The organism is Micromonospora sp. NPDC050200 (genome assembly GCF_040656135.1).
In the GTDB taxonomy this organism is placed as follows: Bacteria; Actinomycetota; Actinomycetes; order Mycobacteriales; family Micromonosporaceae; genus Micromonospora.
Window position 1 is genome coordinate 66,444 of sequence record NZ_JBFALG010000002.1, and the last position, 20,053, is coordinate 86,496.

Genomic DNA, 20,053 nt, shown 5'->3' on the forward strand with positions numbered 1-20,053 from the left:
GTATGATTTCCATATGGTCACCACGGTCAATCTTCCGGACACCCTCCACGAGCGGCTCAAGGAGCTGGCCGAGGAGGAACGCAGGTCAATGAACGCCACCATCGTTGTGGCGGTCGAGGAGTACGTCGCGGCTCGGAGCCAGCGTGCGAAGGTGCGGGACTTCGCCCGGGACGTCGCGGAGCGCGATGCCGAGCTGCTTCGCCGACTGGCCCAATGATCAACTATCTCGACATCGACGACCTCATGGAGATCGCCTCGGTAGTGCTGAGCGAGGCGCCTCAGGTTCGCGACTTCGGACTGCTTTCGTCGGCGGCCGTCCGCCCGGCCACCGTGGCGTTCGGCCAGGAGGCGTACCCGGAGTTGTGGGGCAAGGCCGCCGCGTTGCTGCACTCGATCTGCATGAACCACGCGCTGGTCGACGGAAACAAGCGCCTCGCCTGGGCTGCCGCCCGCGTCTTCCTCGCGCTCAACGATGTGGCGATCAAGGACGTTGACGTCGACCAGGCCGAAGCTCTCGTGATGTCGGTGGCGAGCGGTGTGATGACCGAGGTGGCGGACATTGCCCGCGAGCTTCGGAAACTCTATGTCTGATCCGGCCCCGGTCTGGGCGTCGGACCACTTCGAGATCGAAGCGATCCTCGGTGCAGCGGAGGGGTCGGTGGGGAGTCAGGCGATGGCGGCGATGTCGCCATCCTCGAAGTAAATGGCCTGATGGAGACGTCCAACCCGTCCAGCCACTCGCGCACCTCGTTGACGAGGTAGATGTCCCACTCGTCCCCAGCCACGAGCCGCTACTGCGTTCTTGACGGTACTTCGCACTGCGCAGTAGTGTGTGAAGCGTGGACACCACACAACTGCTCAAGGGTGTGCTCGACCTGGCCGTCCTCGCGGTGCTCCGCGACGAGGACGGTTACGGTTACGACATCCTGCGCCGGCTCCGCGAGGCCGGTCTCGACGAGGTCGGCGACGCCTCGGTCTACGGCACGCTGCGCCGGCTCTTCGGCGCCGGGCTGCTCACCACGTACGTGGTGCCGAGCGAGTCCGGGCCGCACCGCAAGTACTACGCGCTCAACGCCGCCGGCCGTGACCAGCTCACCCGCTCCGGCAAGACCTGGCGCTCGTTCGCCACCACGATGGACACACTGCTCGACGATCGGGGGATGGCGGCATGACCGTCACTGGGCAGGAGATCACGGACTATGTGGAGCGGGTGCGGGCCGCGCTGGCCGACCTGCCGCCGGAGGCCCGCGAGGAGTTGACCGAGGACCTGCCGGAGCACCTCGCCGAGGTCGCCGCCGAGGACGGCGGCTCGCTGGTGGAGCGGCTGGGCGAGCCGGAGGCGTACGCGGCCGAGTTGCGGGCCGCGGCCGGCGCGGCGGCGCCGTCCGACGGCCGGCGCGGCCTGGATCAGCGGATCGGCGCCGTCGCGGGCCGGGTCCGCGTCCGGCTCTCCGGCTTGGACGCCCGGCTGGGCCCTCCGCTCGGGTACGCCTCGGCGAGCGAGTTCCTCCGCCTGCTCCGCCCGGCCTGGTGGGTGCTGCGCGGCTATCTCGCCGCACTGCTGCTCACGGTGCTGACCGGTGAGCCGCTCGCCCTGATCCCGCAGTTGGGCGGCAACGCGCTCGTCGGCCTCGTGCTGCTGGTCGGGAGCGTGCTGGCCTCCATCTGGCTGGGTCGGCGCGCCGACGGGCTGGGCCGCTGGCCTCGCCACCTGCTGCGCGCGGGCACCCTGGTGCTGGTCGTCTTCGCCCTGGCCGCCCTGGTGCAGGTGGACGAGCGGGCCCGCTGGGGCGGCGACTACGGCTACCAGCCGATCTCTGTGCGCAACCCGTACGACGAGGTGCAGGACGTCTACGTCTACGACAGCGAGGGGCGGCTGGTGGAGAACGCCCGCCTCTTCGACCAGAACGGCACCCCGATCCGGCTCGGCTGGCCCGCCTGCGCCGACCCGGCCCTGCCCGACGTCAACCCGGTGCAGCGGGGCTACCCGTACTGCCCCGAGCAGGCACCCTTCCGGCCCCGCCCGCCGGCCGCGGTCCCGGTTCCGCCGGGTACGGCGCCGACCACCGCCGCTCCCCCGGCCACCGCGACACCGACCGGCGCCGCACCGGCGCCGACCGCGAGCGCGTCAGGCCCGACCGCGAGCGCCCCGGCGCCGACCGGAAGCGCCTCGGGTCCGACCACGCCGGCCCCGACCGGTCCGGCCGCGCCGGCGCCCGTCCCGACCCGGTGAGGATCGACTCTGGGAAATGGCTGAACGGATGAGGTGAACGGGACAGCGCATCTCGATCTTGGTGGCTACGGTGTCGTCTGCTCGTCCACCCCTCGGAAGGATCCTCAGTGTCAGAGCAGGTAGCACCGCCCCCCGCGCCGCAGGCCGCGCAGCCCGAGCAGCTCGCGCAGCCCGAGGCGGCTGAGCCGGCCGCCCCGGCAGCGCCCCCGGTCGAGCCGGCGGCGAAGGGGTCCGGCGGCCGGAAGGCGCTGGGCATCATCGCCGCGGTGGGCGTGTTCCTGGTCGTCGCCGGCCTCAAGTTCGGCCTCGGCACGGCCATCGGGAAATTCCTGAACTCCGACGAGACCGCGGAGGCCAGGGCCGGGGACTGCATCGCCGAGCTGCCGGAGGTCACCGGCACCGAGGAGCGCTCGGTCAGCAGCGCCGAGGTGGTGAAGTGCACCTCGACCGAGGCCGTCTACACGGTGGTCGGCCGGGTGGAGGACCAGACCGAGGCGCAGGCCAAGACCGGCCAGGGGTGCGAGCAGTACATCAAGCCGGGCGAGGACGGCTACGTCTTCTACAACATCGCCCCCGGTGGCAAGGGCTACCTGCTCTGCCTCACCAAGAAGGCCTGACCGGTCGCGACCACGTCGGCCTGGCCGGCCTCGGCAGATCCGTCGGACGGCGGCGCGGGATGTCACCCGCGCCGCCGTCGTCGTACGCGGGTTCGCCACGCGGTGAACGGGAGGTATATGCCACTGTTCCTGCGTCTTCCCGGCGCGCGCACGGCGTGGCAGGCTACCGGCACGTAGGACCACTGGGCGACCAGCCAACGATGACTGACCGCTAGGAGGACGGCCGATGGGCGAGATGGTGAGCTACGCCACCAATGGTGGGACGAGCGAGGGGTATCTCGCGATACCCTCCAGCGGTGCGGCCAGCCCCGCGGTCATCGTCATCCAGGACTGGTGGGGTCTGGTGCCCCACATCCGGTCGGTCGCGGACCGTTTCGCCGAGGCGGGCTTCGTCGCCCTCGCCCCGGACTTCCGGCACGGTCAGCCGGCCAGCAAGCCGAGTGAGCCCCGGCAGATGTTGAACAGCGCGCAGATGGACGAGGCGGCGGCGGACATCGCCGTGGCGGCGGACTACCTCGCCGGGCGTCCCGAGGTCACCGGCAAGGTCGGCTGTGCGGGTTTCTGCGCCGGCGCCAGCCTGGCCCTCTGGGCGGCCACCCGCTCCGAGCGGATCGTCGCCACCACCGCCTTCTATCCCAGGCTGCCGTGGGAGGCGATGCGCCCCGAGTGGACCGACTACGCGGGCAAGTCGTCGCTCATCCACTGCTCCGAAGCGGACGGCACCTCCGCCGCGGACGGCGTGCAGACCGTTCGGCGGGCCATCGAGGCCGCCGGCGGGACCTGCCAGACCCATGACTACCCGGGCACCGCGCACGCGTTCTTCAACGAGGACCGGCCGGAGAACTTCGACCAGCGGGCCGCCGCCACCGCCTGGGCCCGCACCCTGGAACTCTTCCGGGTCAAGCTTGGCTGAGCCCCGTACCCCCGCTGAGGTGGTCGCCCGCGCCGCACGGGCGACCGACCTGGCCGACCTCGACGGCGCGGTCAGCGACTGCTTCGCCTGCCCGCGCCTGGTCTCCTGGCGGGAGGAGGTCGCCCGGACGAAGCGGGCCGCCTTCCGCGAGCAGCACTACTGGGGCCGGCCGGTGCCCGGCTTCGGCGCGCCGGACGCCCGGATCGGCATCCTCGGGCTGGCCCCGGCCGCGCACGGCGGCAACCGCACCGGCCGGATCTTCACCGGCGACCGCTCCGGCGACGTGCTCTTCGCCGCCCTGCACCGCGCCGGCCTGGCCAACCAGCCGACCAGCGTGGCCGCCGACGACGGGCTCACCCTGACCGACACCCGGATCTTCGCCGCGGTGCGCTGCGCGCCGCCGGACAACAAGCCCACCCCGGTCGAGCGGGACACCTGCGCGCCGTGGCTGCACCGCGAGGTCGCGTTGATCCGGCCCACCCTGCGCGTCGTGGTCGCGCTGGGCGCCTTCGCCTGGGCCGCGTGGTGGCCGGTGCTGCGCGACGTGTACGGCGTCCGCCCGCCCAGCCCGCGACCGGTCTTCGGCCATGCGGCACACTGGTCCGGAACGGCTGCCCCCGAACTGCTCGGCTGCTACCACGTCAGCCAGCAGAACACCTTCACGGGACGGCTGACACCAGGAATGCTGGACGACGTGTTCGCCCGGGCGAAACAGCTCGCCGGGGTGGACTGAGGCTGCGTGGGACGGTGGCGATGGACCTCGGCGTGCTGCGCAGGTGGTGGCCCGTCGTCGCGGTGACCCTCCTGCTCGCTGCCGCGGCGCTCGCCGCCGGGCACTCCTCGATCGGCGCGAGCCGCATTCCGCCCGCCGCCGACAACATCCCGTACGTCCCGGACTACCCCATCGCCGAGCCGGCCCCCTCCATCCCGATCGACCCGCGCACCGGCGCCGAGCGGACCCAGGCCGACATCCCGCAGTGGATCGCGACGGCGGCGATCGTCCTGCTGGGCCTGGCCATCCTGCTCGCCCTCGGGTACCTGGCCTGGACGCTGATCCGGGGCGCCCTGCGCCGGACCACCCGGGCCGTACCCGTCGCCCGGGCCCGGCGCACCGCCGAGGGCACCGCCCGGGAGGTGGTCGCCGCCCTCGACGCCGGCCTGGTCGAGCTGGACGACGCCGACACCGACCCGCGTACCGCCGTGATCGCCTGCTGGGTACGCCTGGAGGAGGCCGCCACCGAGGCCGGCGTGCCACGACGTACCGGGGACACCCCCACCGACCTGGTCACCCGCCTGCTGCGGGGCGATCCGGCCGCCGGGGTGCCCGCCATCGCCAGCGCCGACGTGCTGGACGGGTTCGCCCACGTCTACCGCGAGGCCCGCTACGCCACCCACACCGTGGACGCCCGGATGCGTGACCAGGCCCGGGCGGCGCTGCGCCGGCTGCGCGGCGAACTGACCGCCCTCACCACCGCCACCGAGGAGGTGCCGGCGTGAGCGCGCGGACCGTCGGGCCGTGGGCGGTGCGATCGTGACCGAGCGCACCGGCCTCGACGACCTGCTCAGCTTCGAGGAGGAGCCGCCGCCGCGCGCCGGCCGGCAGCGCGGCGGGCGGGCCCGGGCCGTGCTGCGTATCCTCGCGGTCGCCGCCGCCGTCACCGCGGTGGTCCTCGCCGTGCTGCGCGCGGTCGGCCTCCAGGTCTCGATCTGGATCGTGGTGGCGGGTGTACTGGCGGTGCTCGCCGTCCGCCGGGTCACCGCCGCGCTCGCCCCGCCGCCCCCGTCCCGCGCCGGCGGGCGCGCCCCCGCCGGTGCGGAGCCCGACGCCTGGAACTGGGCCGCCCGGGACGCCCTGCGGACCGCCATCAACGGGTGGGAACGGCCCCTGGACTGGTGCTCGGGCAACCGGAAGCGGTTCACCGAGCGGATCCTGCCGCGCCTGGGGGAGCTGGCCGACGAGCGGCTGCGCCAGCGCCACGGCCTGACCCGTGACTCCGACCCGGCCCGCGCCCGCACCCTGCTCGGGGAACCGCTGTGGACGTTTCTCAGCACCCCCTCCCGCCGCCCCCCGTCGCCGCGCGACCTCGCGGCGATCGTCGCCGAACTGGAGAAGATCTGATGAACGACGTGGACCGGACCATCCCCGCCACGGAGGTCGGCCACCTGGCCCGGGCGGTGCTGGACGCGGTCGGGACGGTCGTGGTCGGCAAGCGGGAGTCCCTGGAGCTGGTCCTCGCCGGCATCCTGGCCGGTGGGCACGTGCTGCTGGAGGACCTGCCCGGCCTGGGCAAGACGCTGACCGCGCGGTCCTTCGCGCAGGCCCTCGGCCTGGACTTCCGCCGCCTCCAGTTCACCCCCGACCTGCTGCCGGCCGACGTCACCGGCTCCTTCCTCTACGACCAGCGCAGCGGCGACTTCTCCTTCCGCGCCGGCCCGGTCTTCACCAACCTGCTGCTCGCCGACGAGATCAACCGGACGCCGCCGAAGACCCAGTCGGCGCTGCTGGAGGCGATGCAGGAGAAGCAGGTCTCCGTCGAGGGCGTCACCTACCGGCTGGACGAGCCGTTCCACGTGCTCGCCACCGCCAACCCGATCGAGTACGAGGGGACGTACCCGCTGCCCGAGGCGCAGCTGGACCGGTTCCTGCTGCGGGTGTCGTTCGGCTACCCGCAGCGCGAGGAGGAGTGGGACGTGCTGCGCCGCCGGATGGCCCGCCGCCGGGAGGAGGCCGAGATCAAACCGGTGGTCGACGCCGAGACGCTGCGCGCCATGCAGGCCGCGCTGGAGGACGTGGTGGTGGAGGACTCCGTCGGCCGGTACATCGTCGACCTGACCGCGGCCACCCGGGAGCATCCGTCGGTGCTGGTCGGCGCCTCCCCGCGCGGCTCGCTGGCGCTGCTGCTGCTCTCCCGGGTCCGGGCGGTTTTCGCCGGTCGGGACTACGTGGTGCCGGAGGACGTCAAGGAGGTCGCTGCGCCGGCGCTCGCGCACCGGATCACGCTGCGGCCGGAGATGTGGCTGCGCCGGGTCGACCCGTCCTTCGTGGTCGGTGAGGTGCTGGAGCAGACGCCCGTCCCGGCCAGCGGCGCGCTGCCCAGCTACGCGGCCGGCGGGTCCGGGCGCTGATGGCCGTGCCCACCGACCAAGGGCCGGAGCCGGCGGCGGGCTGGGCGCCCACCTGGGCGCTGGGCCGGGCGGTGCTGCTCACCGGGCTGCTGCTGATCGCCGCCGTGCTGCTCGGCCGGGTCGACCTGGTCGTGCTGGCCGCGCCGTTCGCGCTCGGCACCGCGTACGCGCTGCGCCGCCGGCCCACCGCCGCGCCGCAGTTGGAGATCCTCGCCGAGGACGCGCACCTGGTCGAGGGGGGCGCGCTGGCCGGCACGGTCAGCGTCGGCAACCCGGACACCGTCTCGTACGACGTGGTCGTGGTCCGGGCCCGCGTCTCGCCGTGGCTCCGCGTCGAGCGGGTCGACTTCGGCGGGGCAGCCGTGGAGGTGCGCCGCTCCGGCGGGGCGAACCGCCCCTTCGTCACCTCCATCCCGACCGGCGCGGCGGTCGACCTGGAGCTGCACGGCACCGCGCTGCGCTGGGGGCGGCACCCGATCGGCCCGGCCGGCGCCCGGGTCGCCGCCGCCGGCGGGCTGCTGGTCTCCCGGTCGGTGATCACCGAGCCGGTGCGGATGCGGGTCTATCCGGAGACCGAGCCGTTCGAGGCGGTGGAGGCGATGCCCCGGGCCGCCGGGCTGGTCGGCGCGCACCGCTCGCGCCGCCCCGGCGAGGGCGGCGAGTTGGCCGGCGTACGGGTCTTCGGGCCGGGCGACCGGCTGCGCCGCATCGACTGGCGGGTGTCGTTGCGGGCCCGACAGCTGCACGTGGCGGCCACCCTCTCCGACCGGGACGCCGAGGTGGTGGTCCTGCTCGACGTGCTCGCCGAGGCGGGCCGCTCCGGCGGGGTGAAGGGCGCGGCGTCCGTGCTGGACACCACGGTCCGGGCCGCCGCCGCGATCGCCGAGCACTACCTGCACCGCGGCGACCGGGTGGCGATGCTGGAGTACGGGCCGGCGGCCCGCCGGCTGCGCCCGGCCACCGGCCGTCGGCAGTACCTGACGGTGCTGGAGTGGCTGCTCGACGTGCGGGCCGAGGCCTCCCCGCACGAGCCGTACGACCAGGTCTTCGGGCCGCAGGTGCTCTCCGCGGACGCGCTGGTGGTGGTGCTCACCCCGCTGCTGGACGAACGGTCCGCGCAGATGCTGGCCCGGCTGGCCCGGGGCGGCCGGTTCGTGGTCGCGGTGGACACGCTGCCCGCCGACCTCACCCCGCCCGGCGAACGGGGCTGGGCGCCGGTGGCGTACCGGCTGTGGCGGCTGGACCGGGACACGATGATCGCCCAGCTCCGGGAGCACGGCGTGCCGGTGGTGCGCTGGGCCGGCGCGGGCAGCCTGGACCAGGTGCTGCGGGACGTGGCACGCCTGGCCACCGCCCCGAGGGTCGGTGCTCGGTGAGCGCGAGGAAGGCGGCGGAGCGGAGTCCCGCGGTCGCGAACGAGGGCGGGCACCGATGAAGGCGGTCACCGAACGGGTCCGGGCGCTGCGCTCGGCGGTCAACCGGATGAGCCCGGCGCCGCTGCTGGTGCGCGCCGGCATCTTCTTCACGGTGCTGGTCGGGCTGCTGCTGGCGTACCCGGTCGAGATGTTCACCGCGCGGGCGTTGCTCGCGCTCACGGTGGTGGCGGTGTTGCCGGCGGTGGCCCCGCGCCGCGGGTGGCCGACCTTCGCCGCCCTGGTCACCGTGGGTGGCTGGCTGATCGCCTCTGCCGGGTACGACCGGCCGATCGCGCTCTGGCGGCTGCTCGCCGTGGCCGCGGCCCTCTACCTGGCGCACACCCTCTGCGCGCTCGCCGCGCTGCTGCCCTACGACGCGGTGGTCGACCCGGACCTGATGCTGCGCTGGCTCACCCGGGCCGGCGCGGTGGTGCTCGCCGCAGCCGTGGTCGGGGTGGTTCTGGCCTGGCTGGGTGAGATCGGCGGCGGTGCCGGGTTCCAGGCGGCGACGGTCGCTGGGCTGCTGGTGGCGGTGGGGTTGAGCGGGCTGCTGGGCTGGTTGCTGCGTCGCGGATAGCGGGACGATCTGGAGCCGTTGCGCAGGTCACAGCGGTTGTGCTCGGTCACAGAAGGGGGTCTCGGACGGGATTACCCGAGCCCCGCGGGGAAAGATAGATGACGTGAATCCGAAACGGATCCTTGTCGTGGGTGCCGGGCACGTGGGCCTGTACGCCGCTCTGCGCCTGTCCAAGAAGCTGAGCTCCCGTGAGGCCGAGGTCGTCGTCGTCGACCCGCAGCCGCACATGACCTACCAGCCGTTCCTCCCCGAGGCGGCGGCCGGCAACATCTCGCCCCGGCACTCCGTGGTGCCGCTGCGGCGCGAGTTGCGCAGGTGCAAGGTCGTGGCGGGTACGGTGACGCGGATCGACCACGACCGCAGGACGGCGGTGGTGCAGCCGATCAGCGGCCCCACCCGGGAGATCCAGTACGACCATGTCGTGGTGGCCCCCGGCTCGGTCTCCCGGACGCTGCCGATCCCCGGCCTGCACGAGCACGGCATCGGTTTCAAGACCATCGGTGAGGCCATCTACCTGCGCAACCACGTGCTGAACCGGCTCGACGTGGCGGCCGTCACGCCGGACCCGGATGTCCGCCGCTCGGCGCTGACCTTCACCTTCGTCGGTGGTGGCTACGCCGGCATCGAGGCGCTCGCCGAGATGGAGGACATGGCCCGGGACGCGCTGCGGTACTACCCGGAGCTCAAGCCCGAGGACATGCGCTGGGTGCTGGTCGAAGCCACCCAGCGGGTGCTGCCCGAGGTCGACCGGGACATGGGCGCCTACACCGTCCAGCAGTTGCTCAAGCGCAACATGGACATCCGCCTGGACACCCGGCTGGAGTCCTGCGTCGACGGTGTGGTCAAGCTCTCCGACGGCGACACCTTCCGGTCCGACACCATCGTGTGGACGGCCGGCGTGAAGCCCTCGCCGATGCTGGACGCGACCGACTTCCCGCGTGACGACCGCCGGCGGGTCACCTGCCTGCCGACCCTCCAGATCGTCGACGGCGACCGGGTCGTCGAGGGCGCCTGGAGCGCCGGCGACTGCGCCGCCGTGCCGGACCTGACCAAGGAGCCGGGCAACTACTGCTCGCCGAGCGCGCAGCACGCGGTGCGTCAGGCGGCCCGGATGGCCGACAACATCGCGAAGGTGATCCGCGGCCGGGAGCCGGTCAACTACGCGCACAAGCACGCGGGCAGCGTGGCCAGCCTCGGCCTGCACAAGGGCGTCGCCCAGGTGTACGGCGTGAAGATGACCGGCTGGCCGGCCTGGTTCATGCACCGGACGTACCACATGAGCCGGATCCCGTCGTTCAACCGCAAGGTCCGGGTCGTGGTCGACTGGTCGCTGGCGTTCTTCCTCAAGCGTGAGGTGGTCGCCCTCGGTCAGCTGCACGACCCGCGCGAGGAGTTCGCCGAGGCGTCCCAGCCGGTCGGTGCCGGCCGTCCCGCCTGATCCCATCCGGCACGAAGGGCCCCCTCCCGGAAACGGGAGGGGGCCCTTCGTCGTGGACGGGTCTTCGTGGTGGGCGGGTGTTCGTCGCGGGAAGGGTCAGACCCGCCAGGTCCAGGCGTCGGCGATCCGGGTGCCCGGGCCGTAGAGCTGCACCAGGGTGCGTCGCAGGCTCTCCGCGTGCGGGGCGTCGTCGGCGAGTGCCACGCAGGAGGCGCCCCAGAAGTCGGCGTCCGCCCGGGCCTGCCGCCGCTGCTCCTCGCCGATCACCGGCTCGTCGCCCCGCCTCGCCACGTCGGCCAGCAGCGCCGAGGTGGGCTGCTTGTAGGTGCCCATCGCGGCCGTCCCGTGCCGGCCGTACGGGCCGATGAAGAAGCCCTCCGGGATGCCGAACGCGGCGTCGGCCGCCGCCGCCCAGCGCATCGGCCAGGGCTCATGCGGGGTGGCCGCCGGCACCGGCACCAGCACCCCGCCGGGGCGTACGCACTCCCGCCAGTGGCCGCCGGTGATGAACTCGGGCAGCGCGGGGCGCTCGGTCGTCGGCAGGGGAGCGGGGAAGACGGTGAGCAGGGCCGCCCCCACCGCGGCCGGGACCAGCCGCCGGGCCCGGCCGGGCCGCCGCAACGCCCGGTCCAGCGCGAGCACCAGCAGCGTGCCGACCAGCGGCAGCAGGGTCAACCCGAACCGCATCGGCAGCGCGCCGTCGACGACCGGCAGTCCGGCGAGCAGCGCGTACGGCCCGGGCACGGCGCTGCGGTCGCCGTCGTGCACCACCTCCGGGCCGAGCGACAGCGCGCCCATCACCAGCGCGCCGGCGACGCAGGCCACCACCAGTGGCCGGCGCCCCAGCCAGAGCGCGCAGCCGGCGGTGACCAGCAGCAGCGGCAGCCCGAGGAAGGTGTTGTACTCCGCCGGGCCGGTGGTCAGCCGGGCCGACGAGTCGCTGCCGACCACCGACAGCGGCGAGATGGCCCACCAGCTGCGCAGGTCGGCCGAGAAGTAGTGCGGGCTGAACATCCCGTCGGCCACGCCCTGCGGCCCGGCGAACTGGAACCACAGCGGGTAGCCGAGGACGAGCAGGGCCAGCCCGGCGGCGAGCATCAGGCCGCCGGCGAAGCCGGGCAGCGCCCGGCGCAGCAGCTCGCGGTCGGTCACCGCGTACGCGACGGCCATCACCAGCAGGGTGACCGCGGCGAGGAAGAGCACCTCCTCGCCGACGAAGACCTGCGCGATGACCGCGGCGGCCAGGCCCACCGCCGAGGTGACCAGCCGGCGCCGGTCCGGCCGGTCCAGCGACGCCGGTCCCGGGTCGGCCGCCCGCAGCAGCCGGACGACCAGCCAGACGACCACCGGGACCAGCCACTGCGCGGTCATGTGCAGGTGGCTGTTGGACTGGGAGACCATGCCCGGCCCGAAGCCGCAGAGCCCGGCGCCGAGCGCGGCGGCGAGCCGGCGGGCGCGCAGCGTACGGGTGAAGAGCAGGTACCAGGCGACGGCGGTGCCGGCGAGGTTCACCCCGGCCAGCAGGGCGAAGGTGACCGGCGCGCCGAAGAGCAGGGTGACCGGGGCGAAGAGCACGCCGAGCGCGATGACCGTGGTGTTGGTCATCAGGTTCACCCCGTCCGGGCTGTTGAGCCGGTCGGTGAGCAGGCTGAAGTCGCCGAGCACGGCCCGCGAGTCGACCGCCAGGAACCACTCGTAGAGGGTCTGGTCCGCCGGGTTGAGCGCCAGCACCCGGCCGGTCGGGTCGGGCCAGAGGCCCTGGGTGAGCCAGCCGGCGAGCAGGACGAACGCGAGGCCGACGAGCAGGTCGGCGCGGTGCCGGGCGGCGGAGGCCCGCCAGCGGGTGGAGCGGGATCCGGGGGTGGCCGGCTCGGCGAGGCCGACAGCCAGGTCAGGGTCGGTGTCGGACGCCGTACGGGCTGCGCTGGTCACGGGCTCGACCCTAGTGCGGCACAGGTGACGGGGTACGTCGGGTCGCCGGTGAACGGTTACGGTGTCAGTGCACCGCCGCGTGTCGGCGCGCCGGTGCCGCCCGCCCGGGTGGTGGAACGGCAGACACGGCCGCCTTAAAAGCGGCTGCCGAGAGGCGTGCGGGTTCGATCCCCGCCCCGGGCACACACTCTCAGCTTTCCTTCAGCCGGCTCATGAGCGTGTGGGTTGCCCGTCCGTTTACCCTTGTAGGCACGTCGAGCGTGCGACGACCCCCTGAGGGAGGCCTGAGAAGTGAAGACCTCGAACCCGGTGCTGTCCCGGCTCGGCCAGGCGGCCGAGCGGGAGCGTGCCGCCGGGTACGCCCCGCCCGGGCAGTACGGCTATGGCCAGCCCGGCATTCCCCAGCAGTATCCGGGCCAGCCCGGCTACCCGGTGGCCCCGGCCGCCGGGGCGATGTCCATCGACGACGTGGTCGTCAAGACCGTCGCGCTCCTGGGCATCCTCGGCGTCTCCGCCGCGGCCGCCTGGGTGCTGGTGCCGGACAGCCTGCTCCACATCGCCTGGATCGGCGCCGCGATCGTCGGCGTGGTCCTCGGCCTGATCATCTCCTTCTCCCGGATCGCGAACCCGGCGCTGGTCGTCGCGTACGCCGTGGTCGAGGGCGCCTTCGTCGGTCTGGTCAGCAAGGTGTACGAGACCGCCTACGAGGGCATCGTGCTCCAGGCCGTGGTGGCCACCTTCGGTGTCTTCTTCGTGATGGCCATGCTCTACAAGGTGAAGGCCATCCGGGCGACCCCGAAGTTCGTCAAGGGCATGGTCGCCGTGATGGCCGGCCTCTTCGCGGTCATGCTGATCAACTTCGTGCTCGCGCTCTTCGGTGTCAACACCGGCCTGCGCGACGGCAGCCCGCTGGCCATCGGCTTCAGCCTGGTCTGCATCGTGGTCGCCTCGCTGAGCTTCGTGCTCAGCTTCAAGGAGGTCGAGGACGGCGTCCGGATGGGCCTGCCCCAGCGCTACTCCTGGACGGCCGCGTTCGGCATCGTGGTCAGCCTGGTCTGGCTCTACCTGGAGCTGCTCCGGCTGATCAGCTACTTCCAGGGCGACGACTGACCGTCGCCGCCCCTCGGCGCCCGCCACCGCGACCCGCGGCGGCGGGCGTCGTCGTTTCCGGCGCCGGCCGTTCGCCACGCGCCGCGCCCGCGCCGGCCGCCGCCCCCGGGCCCGGCCGTTTCCCCGCCGCCGGCGGACCGCCCGGGGCAGAGTGACACCAGGGGTACGCCGGCGAGGAGGTGGCGGGTGCGCAGCGCCAACCCGGTTCTGGACCGGCTGGACGACAGCAGCCGGGAGCACCGGCTGCCCGGGGCGGGCGGCGCGGAGGCGGTGACCGTCGACGACGTGGTGGTCCGCACCGTCGGGCTGCTGCTGCTCACCGGGGCCACCGCGGCGGTGGCCTGGGCGGTCGTGCCGCAGGCGGTGTGGGTCCCGGCCGCGCTGGCCGGCACCGCCCTGGCCGGCATCACGCTGGTGCTGGTGATCTCGCTGCGCGGCCTCACCCACCCGGCCCCGATCATCGGGTACGCCCTGCTCCAGGGGGTGCTGCTCGGGGTGGCCAGCCGGGCGTTCGAGCTGGTCTACCCCGGCATCGTGGTGCAGGCGGTGATCGGCACCTTCGGGGTGTTCCTCGGGATGGCGGTGCTCTACCGGGCGCGGCTGGTCCGGGCCACGCCGCGACTGGCCCGCCTGGTGATCGGCACGCTGATCGGGCTGCTCGCGGTCATCCTGGTCAACCTGGTCTTCCGGCTGTTCACCGGCCGGCAGGGGGTGGAGATCTACGGCAGCATCTCCGGCCGGGTCGGCTGGCTGCCGTACGTCTTCTCGGGGGTGGCGATCATCGCCGGGGCGCTCAGCTTCATCCTCGACTTCGACCAGGTGGAGCGATCGGTCCGGACCGGCCTGCCCCGCCGGTACGCCTGGCTCTGCGCCTTCGGGCTGCTGGTCGGGCTGATCTTCCTGTACTGGCAGATCCTGCGGCTGCTGAGCTACCTGCGCCGGTGAGCGGGCGCGGGCCGGTGCGGCCGTAGACTCGGCGGCGATGAGCGCAGCGGAGTTGGACCGGGCGGTGGAGCTGCTGGTCCGTCAGGTGGGGCACTGGCAGCAGCCGCGGTGGGCGGCGGTGGCAGAGGGGGGCAACGTGTCCCGCGCCGACCTGGTGCACCGGTTGGTGCAGGAGTTGGCCAACCTCGGCGCGGACGTCGAGGGCGAGCCGCGTCGGGGCGTACCCCGGTTGGACAACGACCTGGCGCTGGTCGACCAGCTCCGGGTGGTGGCGGCCGACCTGGTGGCGGCCGGGGCGCCGGACGCGACCCTGGGCCGGGCCGCCGCCGAGGTGGCAGCGACCCGCTCCGTGCTCTAGTCGGTGCCGCGGCTCAGCTGAGCCGCTCCAGCACCATCGCCATGCCCTGGCCGCCGCCCACGCACATGGTCTCCAGGCCGATGGTCTTGTCGTGCCACTCCAGGGCGTTGAGCAGGGTGCCGGTGATCCGGGCGCCGGTCATGCCGAACGGGTGGCCGACGGCGATCGCGCCGCCCATCACGTTGACCTTCTCCTCGGGGATGCCGAGCTGCCGGTAGGAGGGGATCACCTGGGCGGCGAACGCCTCGTTGATCTCGACCAGGTCGACGTCGTCGACGGTCATGCCGGCCCGCTCGAGGGCCTGCCTGGACGCCTCGACCGGGCCGAGGCCCATGATCTCCGGCGACAGGGCGGTCACGCCGGTGGAGACGACCCGGGCCAGCGGGGTGAGCCCGAGGTCCTTCGCGCGCTGGGCGCTCATCACCACCAGGGCGGCGGCGCCGTCGTTGAGCGGGCAGCAGTTGCCGGCGGTGATCCGGCCGTCGGGGCGGAAGACCGGCTTGAGCCCGGCGACCGCCTCCAGGGTGACTCCGGCGCGGGGGCCGTCGTCGGCGGCGACGACGGTGCCGCCCGGCGTGGTGACCGGGGTGATCTCACGGGCCCAGAAGCCGTCGGCGATCGCCTTCTCGGCGAGGTTCTGGCTGCGGACGCCGAAGGCGTCCATGTCCTCCCGGGTGACGTCGTACACCTGGGCGAGGTTCTCGGCGGTCTGCCCCATCGCCAGGTAGCTGTCGGGGAGCTGGCCGGCCTCGCGCGGGTCGGTCCACACCTCGGCGCCGCCCGCCGCCCGAGCCTTCGAGCGCTCCTGCGCCTCCGCGAAGCGCGGGTTCTCCCAACCGCCGCCGACCAGCGCCTGCGCCTCCGGGGGGAGGGTGTCGGAGTTGCCGCGGGCGTACCGGGAGACCATCTCCACGCCGGCGGAGATGAAGACGTCGCCCTCACCGGCGCGGATCGCGTGCATCGCCATCCGGGTGGTCTGCAGCGACGAGGCGCAGTAGCGGGTCAGGGTGGCGCCGGGCAGGCCGTCGAGGCCCATCAGCGTGGCGACCACCCGAGCCAGGTTGAAGCCCTGCTCGCCGCCGGGCAGGCCGCACCCGAGGTAGAGGTCCTCGACCTGGGTCGGGTCGAGCCCCGGGACCTTGTCCAGCGCGGCCTGGACGATGGTCGCGGCAAGGTCGTCCGGGCGGACCTCGCGCAGCGAACCCTTGAACGCGCGACCGATGGGGGAGCGGGCGGTGGCGACGATGACGGCGTCGCGGGACGACTCAATCGGCATGAACCAACGTTAACTCGCCGGTAACTTGGCGGGGAAGCTGCCGGGGCGGCGGGAAATGTCACCCTGCGGCGGATGGTCCCGCCGCCCCGCTCACTGGCGGGTGGCGGTGGTGGCCGCCGAGGCCACCGCTGGCAGCAGGGCGTGCGCCCAGACCCGGTAACCGTCGGCGGAGGGGTGGAAGCCGTCGGGGCAGAGCGTCCCGGCGTCGGCGCGGAACACCGGCCCGGTCTCGGTGCCCAGGTCGACCACGGTGCCGCCGGCGTCGAGCACGGCGACGGTCTGGGCGCGGGCGATCCGCCGCCCCGACCAGCCGAGCACCTGCCGCAGCGGCTGCCCGACGGCGCGTACCGCGCCCAGGTCCGGACAGGTGCCCACCACCACCTCCACCCGCGCCTCGCGCAGCCGGCGCACCGCCGCGCCGAGGTACGCCGCGGCCTCCCCCGGCCGGCGCATCGAGGTGGCGTCGTTGGCGCCGATCAGGACCACCGCCACGTCGGGGCGCTCGCCGAGCAGCGCCCGGGCCACCTGGGTGGCCAGATCGGTGGAGCGGGAGCCGGAGACCCCCACGCTGGAGAGGTGCACCTGCCGCCCGGTCGGCCCCTCGGCCAGCAGGTGGGCCAGCTGACCGCCGACGGTCTCGTCGAACCGTTCCACCCCGACGCCGAGTGCCGAGGAGTCGCCGAGCAGCACCAGCCGCAGCGGCGGGGCGCCGGCCCGGCCGACCGTGGCGCGCAGCGCCAGGCCGAGCTCCGGCTGGGCGTAGCTGCGGTTGCGGGCCGCGACGGCCTGCCCGGCGAGCACCGCCGCGCCGCCGATGGTGCCCGCGACCAGGGAGAAGGCCGCCGCCTTGCCCAGCCGGACGGCGAGCTCCGCGCCGACGCCGCGTTCGGTCATGACGACACCTCCCTCTGCCGGACACCGCGCCGGCATGCCGACCCCCGGCTGCGGTCGCCATGGGGCTCGGCCGCGTCGCGCCCGATGGTTCGCTCGCTCATGCCGATCCCTCCAGTGTGGGTGAGTCGGTGGCGGGACCGGGTTGCGGCACCGCGCCGACGCCGAAGAACGCCCGCCGGCGCAGGTGCGCCCAGCGGCCGGCCGGTCCCCGGTCGCGGCCCCGGACCTGGGTGCCGCTGACCTCCGTGCCGGCGTGCCGGGCCGCCTCCTGAGCGGCCTTCGGCAGCGACCGTACGCCCTCGCCCCGGCCCAGGACCACCGGCCTGCGCTCCGGCCCGGCGCCGAGCGCCGAGATCACGGTGGGCAGCAGCGCGGCGGCGGCCACCGCGTACCCCTCCGCGGAGGGGTGGAACCGGTCCCAGGCGAACATCCGGGTCGGTTCGGCGGCGAACCGGGGACCGAGCATGTCGCCGAGGGAGACCGTCCAGCCGCCCGCCTCGACCACCGCCACCGTCTGGGCGGCGGCCAGTTGCCGGCTCCACCGCCGGGCCAGCCAGCGCAGTGGCGGCTGGATCGGCTCGATCGCGCCGAGGTCGGGACAGGTGCCGACGACCACCTCGCAGCCGGCGGCCCGCAGCGCGCGGACCGCGTCGACCAGGTAGCGCACCGCCAGCCCGGGCGGGGTGCGGTTGGTGACGTCGTTGCCGCCGATCAGGATCACCGCGACGTCCGGGGCGCATTCCAGCGCCGACTCGACCTGCGGCCTCAGCCCGGCGGAGAGCGAGCCCACCACGGCGAAGCGGTGCACCCGGACCGGCCGGTGCAGCCGTCGGGACAGCCCGGTGGCGAGCAGCGCCCCCAGGGTCTCGCGGCGCCGGTGCACGCCGTAGCTGGCCGCCGAGGAGTCGCCGAGCACCACCATGGTCAGCGGCGGGCCGGGGCACTTGGCGCCGTAGACGCCGTCGCAGCGCGGCGGGGGGGCCTCCGCCATCGGGATGGTGCGCCGGGCCTGGCGGGCCTGACCGAACAGCACCCCGCCGGTCGCGACGAACGCCGCCGCGGTGGCACCCGTGCCGATCGCCGCCATCCAGGCGATCCGCCGGGCCCGCTGCCAGCGCGGACCAACCGGTACGACGGAACCAGCCACCCCCATACCGCCACGTTATCGCGCCGGCCCGACACGCCGCTCTCCTCGTTGGTGGCTGGGCAGTGACCGTTTCGGGTACCTGTCCGGTGACGGTGACGGTGACGGTGACGGTGACGGGGCGACGGGCCGCAGGTCGCGGCGGGCTTGCGCCCTCGCGTCACGCTGGTCTGGCGGAAAGGGGCTGGACTGATGGGGAAGACGTTGAAGCGGAGCGCGGCGTTCACCGCGCTGGTCCGGGCACTGGCGGCGGGCGCGCGGGGTGGCCCGTCGATGGGTGCCCGGCTGGCCGCCCTGCCCCGGATGATCAGGGCGACCGCCCGGGGCGAGTACGACGGTGGCCTCCGGCTGGCCATGATGACGGCGGCGACGGTGTACGTCGTTTCGCCGGTGGATGTGGTGCCGGAGCTGTTCCTGACCATATTCGGCCTGGTGGACGACGCGGTCATGGTCACCTGGCTGGCCGGCAGCGTGCTGGCGGAGACCGAGCGCTTCCTGGAGTGGGAGGAGCGGCGCGGCTCCGTCATCCCCGGGCAGGTGATCCCCTGACGGCACGTACCCTGGCGACGAACGAAACGTCTGCCCGGCCGCCGGCGCCGGTGCCGCAACGAAGGGCACAACGAGGTGCAGTACTACGACAACGTCGTCGAGTTGATCGGCAACACCCCGCTGGTACGGCTGCGCAACGTCACCGAGGGCATCCAGGCCACCGTTTTGGCGAAGGTGGAGTACCTCAACCCGGGCGGCTCGGTGAAGGACCGGATCGCGCTGCGGATGGTGGAGGACGCCGAGGCCGCGGGCATCCTGAAGCCGGGCGGCACCATCGTCGAGCCGACCAGCGGCAACACCGGCGTCGGGCTGGCCCTGGTGGCGCAGCTCAAGGGCTACAAGTGCGTCTTCGTGTGCCCGGACAAGGTCAGCCAGGACAAGCAGGACGTGCTGCGCGCGTACGGCGCCGAGGTGGTGGTCTGCCCGACCGCCGTCGCGCCGGAGGACCCGCGCTCCTACTACAACGTCTCCGACCGGCTGGCCCGGGAGATCCCCGGCGCCTGGAAGCCCGACCAGTACAGCAACCCGGCCAACCCGCGCTCGCACTACGAGACGACCGGCCCGGAGCTGTGGAAGCAGACCGAGGGCGGGCTCACCCACTTCGTGGCCGGCGTCGGCACCGGCGGCACCATCTCCGGCATCGGCCGCTACCTGAAGGAGGCCTCCGAGGGCCGGGTCCGGGTCATCGGCGCGGACCCGGAGGGCTCGGTCTACTCCGGCGGCACCGGCCGGCCGTACCTGGTCGAGGGGGTCGGCGAGGACTTCTGGCCGGAGACGTACGACCGGGGCGTCGCCGACGAGATCATCGAGGTCTCGGACAAGTCGTCCTTCGAGATGACCCGGCGGCTGGCCCGCGAGGAGGGGCTGCTGGTCGGCGGCTCCTGCGGCATGGCCGTGGTGGCCGCCCTGGAGGTGGCCCGCAAGGCCGGCCCGGACGACGTGGTCGTCGTGCTGCTGCCGGACAGCGGCAAGGGCTACCTGTCGAAGATCTTCAACGACACCTGGATGGCCCGGTACGGCTTCCTGGACAACTCGGGCACCGAGCCGACCGTCGCCGACGCGCTCGCGAGCAAGCCGGGCGGCATGCCCGAGCTGGTGCACGTGCACCCCACCGAGACGGTCCGCGACGCGATCGACTACATGCGCGAGTACGGCGTCTCGCAGCTGCCGGTGCTCAAGGCCGAGCCGCCGGTGGTGACCGGCGAGGTGGCCGGCTCGATCGCCGAGAAGGACCTGCTCGACGCGCTCTTCACCGGGCAGGCGCACCTGCACGACACCATCGAGCGGCACATGGCCGAGCCGCTGCCGATGATCGGCGGCGGGCAGCCGGTGAGCGAGGCGGTCGGCCTGCTGGAGAAGTCCGACGCGGCGCTGGTGCTGGTCGACGGCAAGCCCAAGGGCGTGCTCACCCGGCAGGACCTGCTCGCCCACCTCGGCGCCCGCTGACGCGCTGAACAGACGACGAGGCCTCTTCCCGGCGGAGGGGCCTCGTCGCGTTCCGGCCACGTCGGCGGGCTCAATCCGCG

Annotated in this window: 22 protein-coding genes and 1 tRNA gene; 19 read left to right on the forward strand and 4 right to left on the reverse strand. The window is 73.8% G+C overall.

Features of this window, described 5'->3' with window-relative positions:
• Positions 1-13 precede the first annotated feature (13 nt).
• The 13 genes from AB0I41_RS01790 to AB0I41_RS01850 all read left to right on the forward strand — a co-directional run bounded on the left by AB0I41_RS01790 (position 14) and on the right by AB0I41_RS01850 (position 10,319).
• The gene (locus AB0I41_RS01790) at positions 14-217 is read left to right on the forward strand and encodes an Arc family DNA-binding protein (RefSeq protein ID WP_357100697.1); all 204 of its coding nucleotides are present in this window, start codon (positions 14-16) and stop codon (positions 215-217) included.
• Positions 214-591: a Fic family protein gene (locus AB0I41_RS01795; RefSeq protein ID WP_357100700.1), complete on the forward strand. Its 378-nt coding sequence runs from the start codon at positions 214-216 to the stop codon at positions 589-591. Before AB0I41_RS01790 ends, AB0I41_RS01795 begins: the two co-directional genes overlap by 4 nt.
• A gap of 248 nt (positions 592-839) precedes the next feature.
• The gene (locus AB0I41_RS01800; RefSeq protein ID WP_280837751.1) at positions 840-1,172 is read left to right on the forward strand and encodes a PadR family transcriptional regulator; all 333 of its coding nucleotides are present in this window, start codon (positions 840-842) and stop codon (positions 1,170-1,172) included.
• A complete protein-coding gene (locus tag AB0I41_RS01805) occupies positions 1,169-2,233 on the forward strand; it encodes a hypothetical protein (RefSeq protein ID WP_357100704.1) in 1,065 nt (354 codons plus the stop codon). Before AB0I41_RS01800 ends, AB0I41_RS01805 begins: the two co-directional genes overlap by 4 nt.
• Positions 2,234-2,340: 107 nt before the next feature.
• Complete coding sequence (locus tag AB0I41_RS01810) at positions 2,341-2,850, forward strand: hypothetical protein (RefSeq protein ID WP_357100707.1); 510 nt, start codon at positions 2,341-2,343, stop codon at positions 2,848-2,850.
• A 226-nt stretch (positions 2,851-3,076) separates the two neighbouring features.
• Positions 3,077-3,763, forward strand: a complete 687-nt coding sequence (locus AB0I41_RS01815) for a dienelactone hydrolase family protein (protein ID WP_357100710.1) — start codon at positions 3,077-3,079, stop codon at positions 3,761-3,763.
• Positions 3,756-4,496 carry a uracil-DNA glycosylase gene (locus AB0I41_RS01820; protein WP_357100713.1) on the forward strand — a complete coding sequence of 247 codons (741 nt, stop codon included), beginning with the start codon at positions 3,756-3,758 and terminating at the stop codon, positions 4,494-4,496. The genes AB0I41_RS01815 and AB0I41_RS01820 overlap by 8 nt, the downstream gene beginning before the upstream one ends.
• A 20-nt stretch (positions 4,497-4,516) precedes the next feature.
• Positions 4,517-5,260, forward strand: a complete 744-nt coding sequence (locus AB0I41_RS01825) for a DUF4129 domain-containing protein (protein ID WP_357101199.1) — start codon at positions 4,517-4,519, stop codon at positions 5,258-5,260.
• 61 nt (positions 5,261-5,321) lie between these two features.
• Positions 5,322-5,882 carry a hypothetical protein gene (locus AB0I41_RS01830; RefSeq protein WP_357101201.1) on the forward strand — a complete coding sequence of 187 codons (561 nt, stop codon included), beginning with the start codon at positions 5,322-5,324 and terminating at the stop codon, positions 5,880-5,882.
• The gene (locus AB0I41_RS01835; protein ID WP_357100716.1) at positions 5,882-6,889 is read left to right on the forward strand and encodes a MoxR family ATPase; all 1,008 of its coding nucleotides are present in this window, start codon (positions 5,882-5,884) and stop codon (positions 6,887-6,889) included. The genes AB0I41_RS01830 and AB0I41_RS01835 overlap by 1 nt, the downstream gene beginning before the upstream one ends.
• Positions 6,889-8,265, forward strand: a complete 1,377-nt coding sequence (locus tag AB0I41_RS01840; RefSeq protein WP_357100719.1) for a DUF58 domain-containing protein — start codon at positions 6,889-6,891, stop codon at positions 8,263-8,265. The genes AB0I41_RS01835 and AB0I41_RS01840 overlap by 1 nt, the downstream gene beginning before the upstream one ends.
• 55 nt (positions 8,266-8,320) lie before the next feature.
• The gene (locus AB0I41_RS01845) at positions 8,321-8,881 is read left to right on the forward strand and encodes a hypothetical protein (protein WP_357100722.1); all 561 of its coding nucleotides are present in this window, start codon (positions 8,321-8,323) and stop codon (positions 8,879-8,881) included.
• 103 nt (positions 8,882-8,984) lie between these two features.
• Positions 8,985-10,319, forward strand: coding sequence for an NAD(P)/FAD-dependent oxidoreductase (locus AB0I41_RS01850; RefSeq protein ID WP_357100725.1), 1,335 nt, complete (start codon positions 8,985-8,987; stop codon positions 10,317-10,319).
• A gap of 96 nt (positions 10,320-10,415) precedes the next feature.
• On the opposite strand, the gene AB0I41_RS01855 is transcribed toward AB0I41_RS01850, so the two are convergent.
• Complete coding sequence (locus AB0I41_RS01855) at positions 10,416-12,251, reverse strand: hypothetical protein (protein ID WP_357100728.1); 1,836 nt, start codon at positions 12,249-12,251, stop codon at positions 10,416-10,418.
• Positions 12,252-12,353: 102 nt separating this feature from the next.
• On the opposite strand from AB0I41_RS01855, the gene AB0I41_RS01860 reads away from it, so the two are divergent.
• The 4 genes from AB0I41_RS01860 (at position 12,354) to AB0I41_RS01875 (ending at position 14,664) form a co-directional block, all read left to right on the forward strand.
• Positions 12,354-12,434: transfer RNA gene (locus tag AB0I41_RS01860), tRNA-Leu, on the forward strand.
• 108 nt (positions 12,435-12,542) lie between these two features.
• Positions 12,543-13,361: a Bax inhibitor-1/YccA family protein gene (locus tag AB0I41_RS01865; RefSeq protein ID WP_357100731.1), complete on the forward strand. Its 819-nt coding sequence runs from the start codon at positions 12,543-12,545 to the stop codon at positions 13,359-13,361.
• A gap of 186 nt (positions 13,362-13,547) precedes the next feature.
• Positions 13,548-14,306: a Bax inhibitor-1/YccA family protein gene (locus AB0I41_RS01870; RefSeq protein ID WP_357100734.1), complete on the forward strand. Its 759-nt coding sequence runs from the start codon at positions 13,548-13,550 to the stop codon at positions 14,304-14,306.
• A gap of 37 nt (positions 14,307-14,343) precedes the next feature.
• Positions 14,344-14,664, forward strand: coding sequence for a hypothetical protein (locus tag AB0I41_RS01875; RefSeq protein ID WP_357100737.1), 321 nt, complete (start codon positions 14,344-14,346; stop codon positions 14,662-14,664).
• Between the two features lie 13 nt (positions 14,665-14,677).
• Here AB0I41_RS01875 and AB0I41_RS01880 read toward each other — a convergent pair whose 3' ends face one another.
• The 3 genes from AB0I41_RS01880 to AB0I41_RS01890 all read right to left on the reverse strand — a co-directional run bounded on the left by AB0I41_RS01880 (position 14,678) and on the right by AB0I41_RS01890 (position 17,987).
• Positions 14,678-15,940, reverse strand: a complete 1,263-nt coding sequence (locus AB0I41_RS01880; protein ID WP_357100740.1) for an acetyl-CoA C-acetyltransferase — start codon at positions 15,938-15,940, stop codon at positions 14,678-14,680.
• 90 nt (positions 15,941-16,030) lie between these two features.
• On the reverse strand, positions 16,031-16,834 hold the full coding sequence (locus AB0I41_RS01885) for an SGNH/GDSL hydrolase family protein (RefSeq protein ID WP_357100743.1): 804 nt from the start codon (positions 16,832-16,834) through the stop codon (positions 16,031-16,033).
• Between the two features lie 97 nt (positions 16,835-16,931).
• On the reverse strand, positions 16,932-17,987 hold the full coding sequence (locus tag AB0I41_RS01890) for an SGNH/GDSL hydrolase family protein (RefSeq protein WP_357100745.1): 1,056 nt from the start codon (positions 17,985-17,987) through the stop codon (positions 16,932-16,934).
• Positions 17,988-18,170: 183 nt separating this feature from the next.
• On the opposite strand from AB0I41_RS01890, the gene AB0I41_RS01895 reads away from it, so the two are divergent.
• Both AB0I41_RS01895 and AB0I41_RS01900 read left to right on the forward strand, forming a co-directional pair.
• Positions 18,171-18,527 carry a DUF1232 domain-containing protein gene (locus tag AB0I41_RS01895; RefSeq protein ID WP_357100748.1) on the forward strand — a complete coding sequence of 119 codons (357 nt, stop codon included), beginning with the start codon at positions 18,171-18,173 and terminating at the stop codon, positions 18,525-18,527.
• 75 nt (positions 18,528-18,602) lie between these two features.
• The gene (locus AB0I41_RS01900) at positions 18,603-19,973 is read left to right on the forward strand and encodes a cystathionine beta-synthase (RefSeq protein ID WP_357100751.1); all 1,371 of its coding nucleotides are present in this window, start codon (positions 18,603-18,605) and stop codon (positions 19,971-19,973) included.
• Positions 19,974-20,053 lie beyond the last annotated feature (80 nt).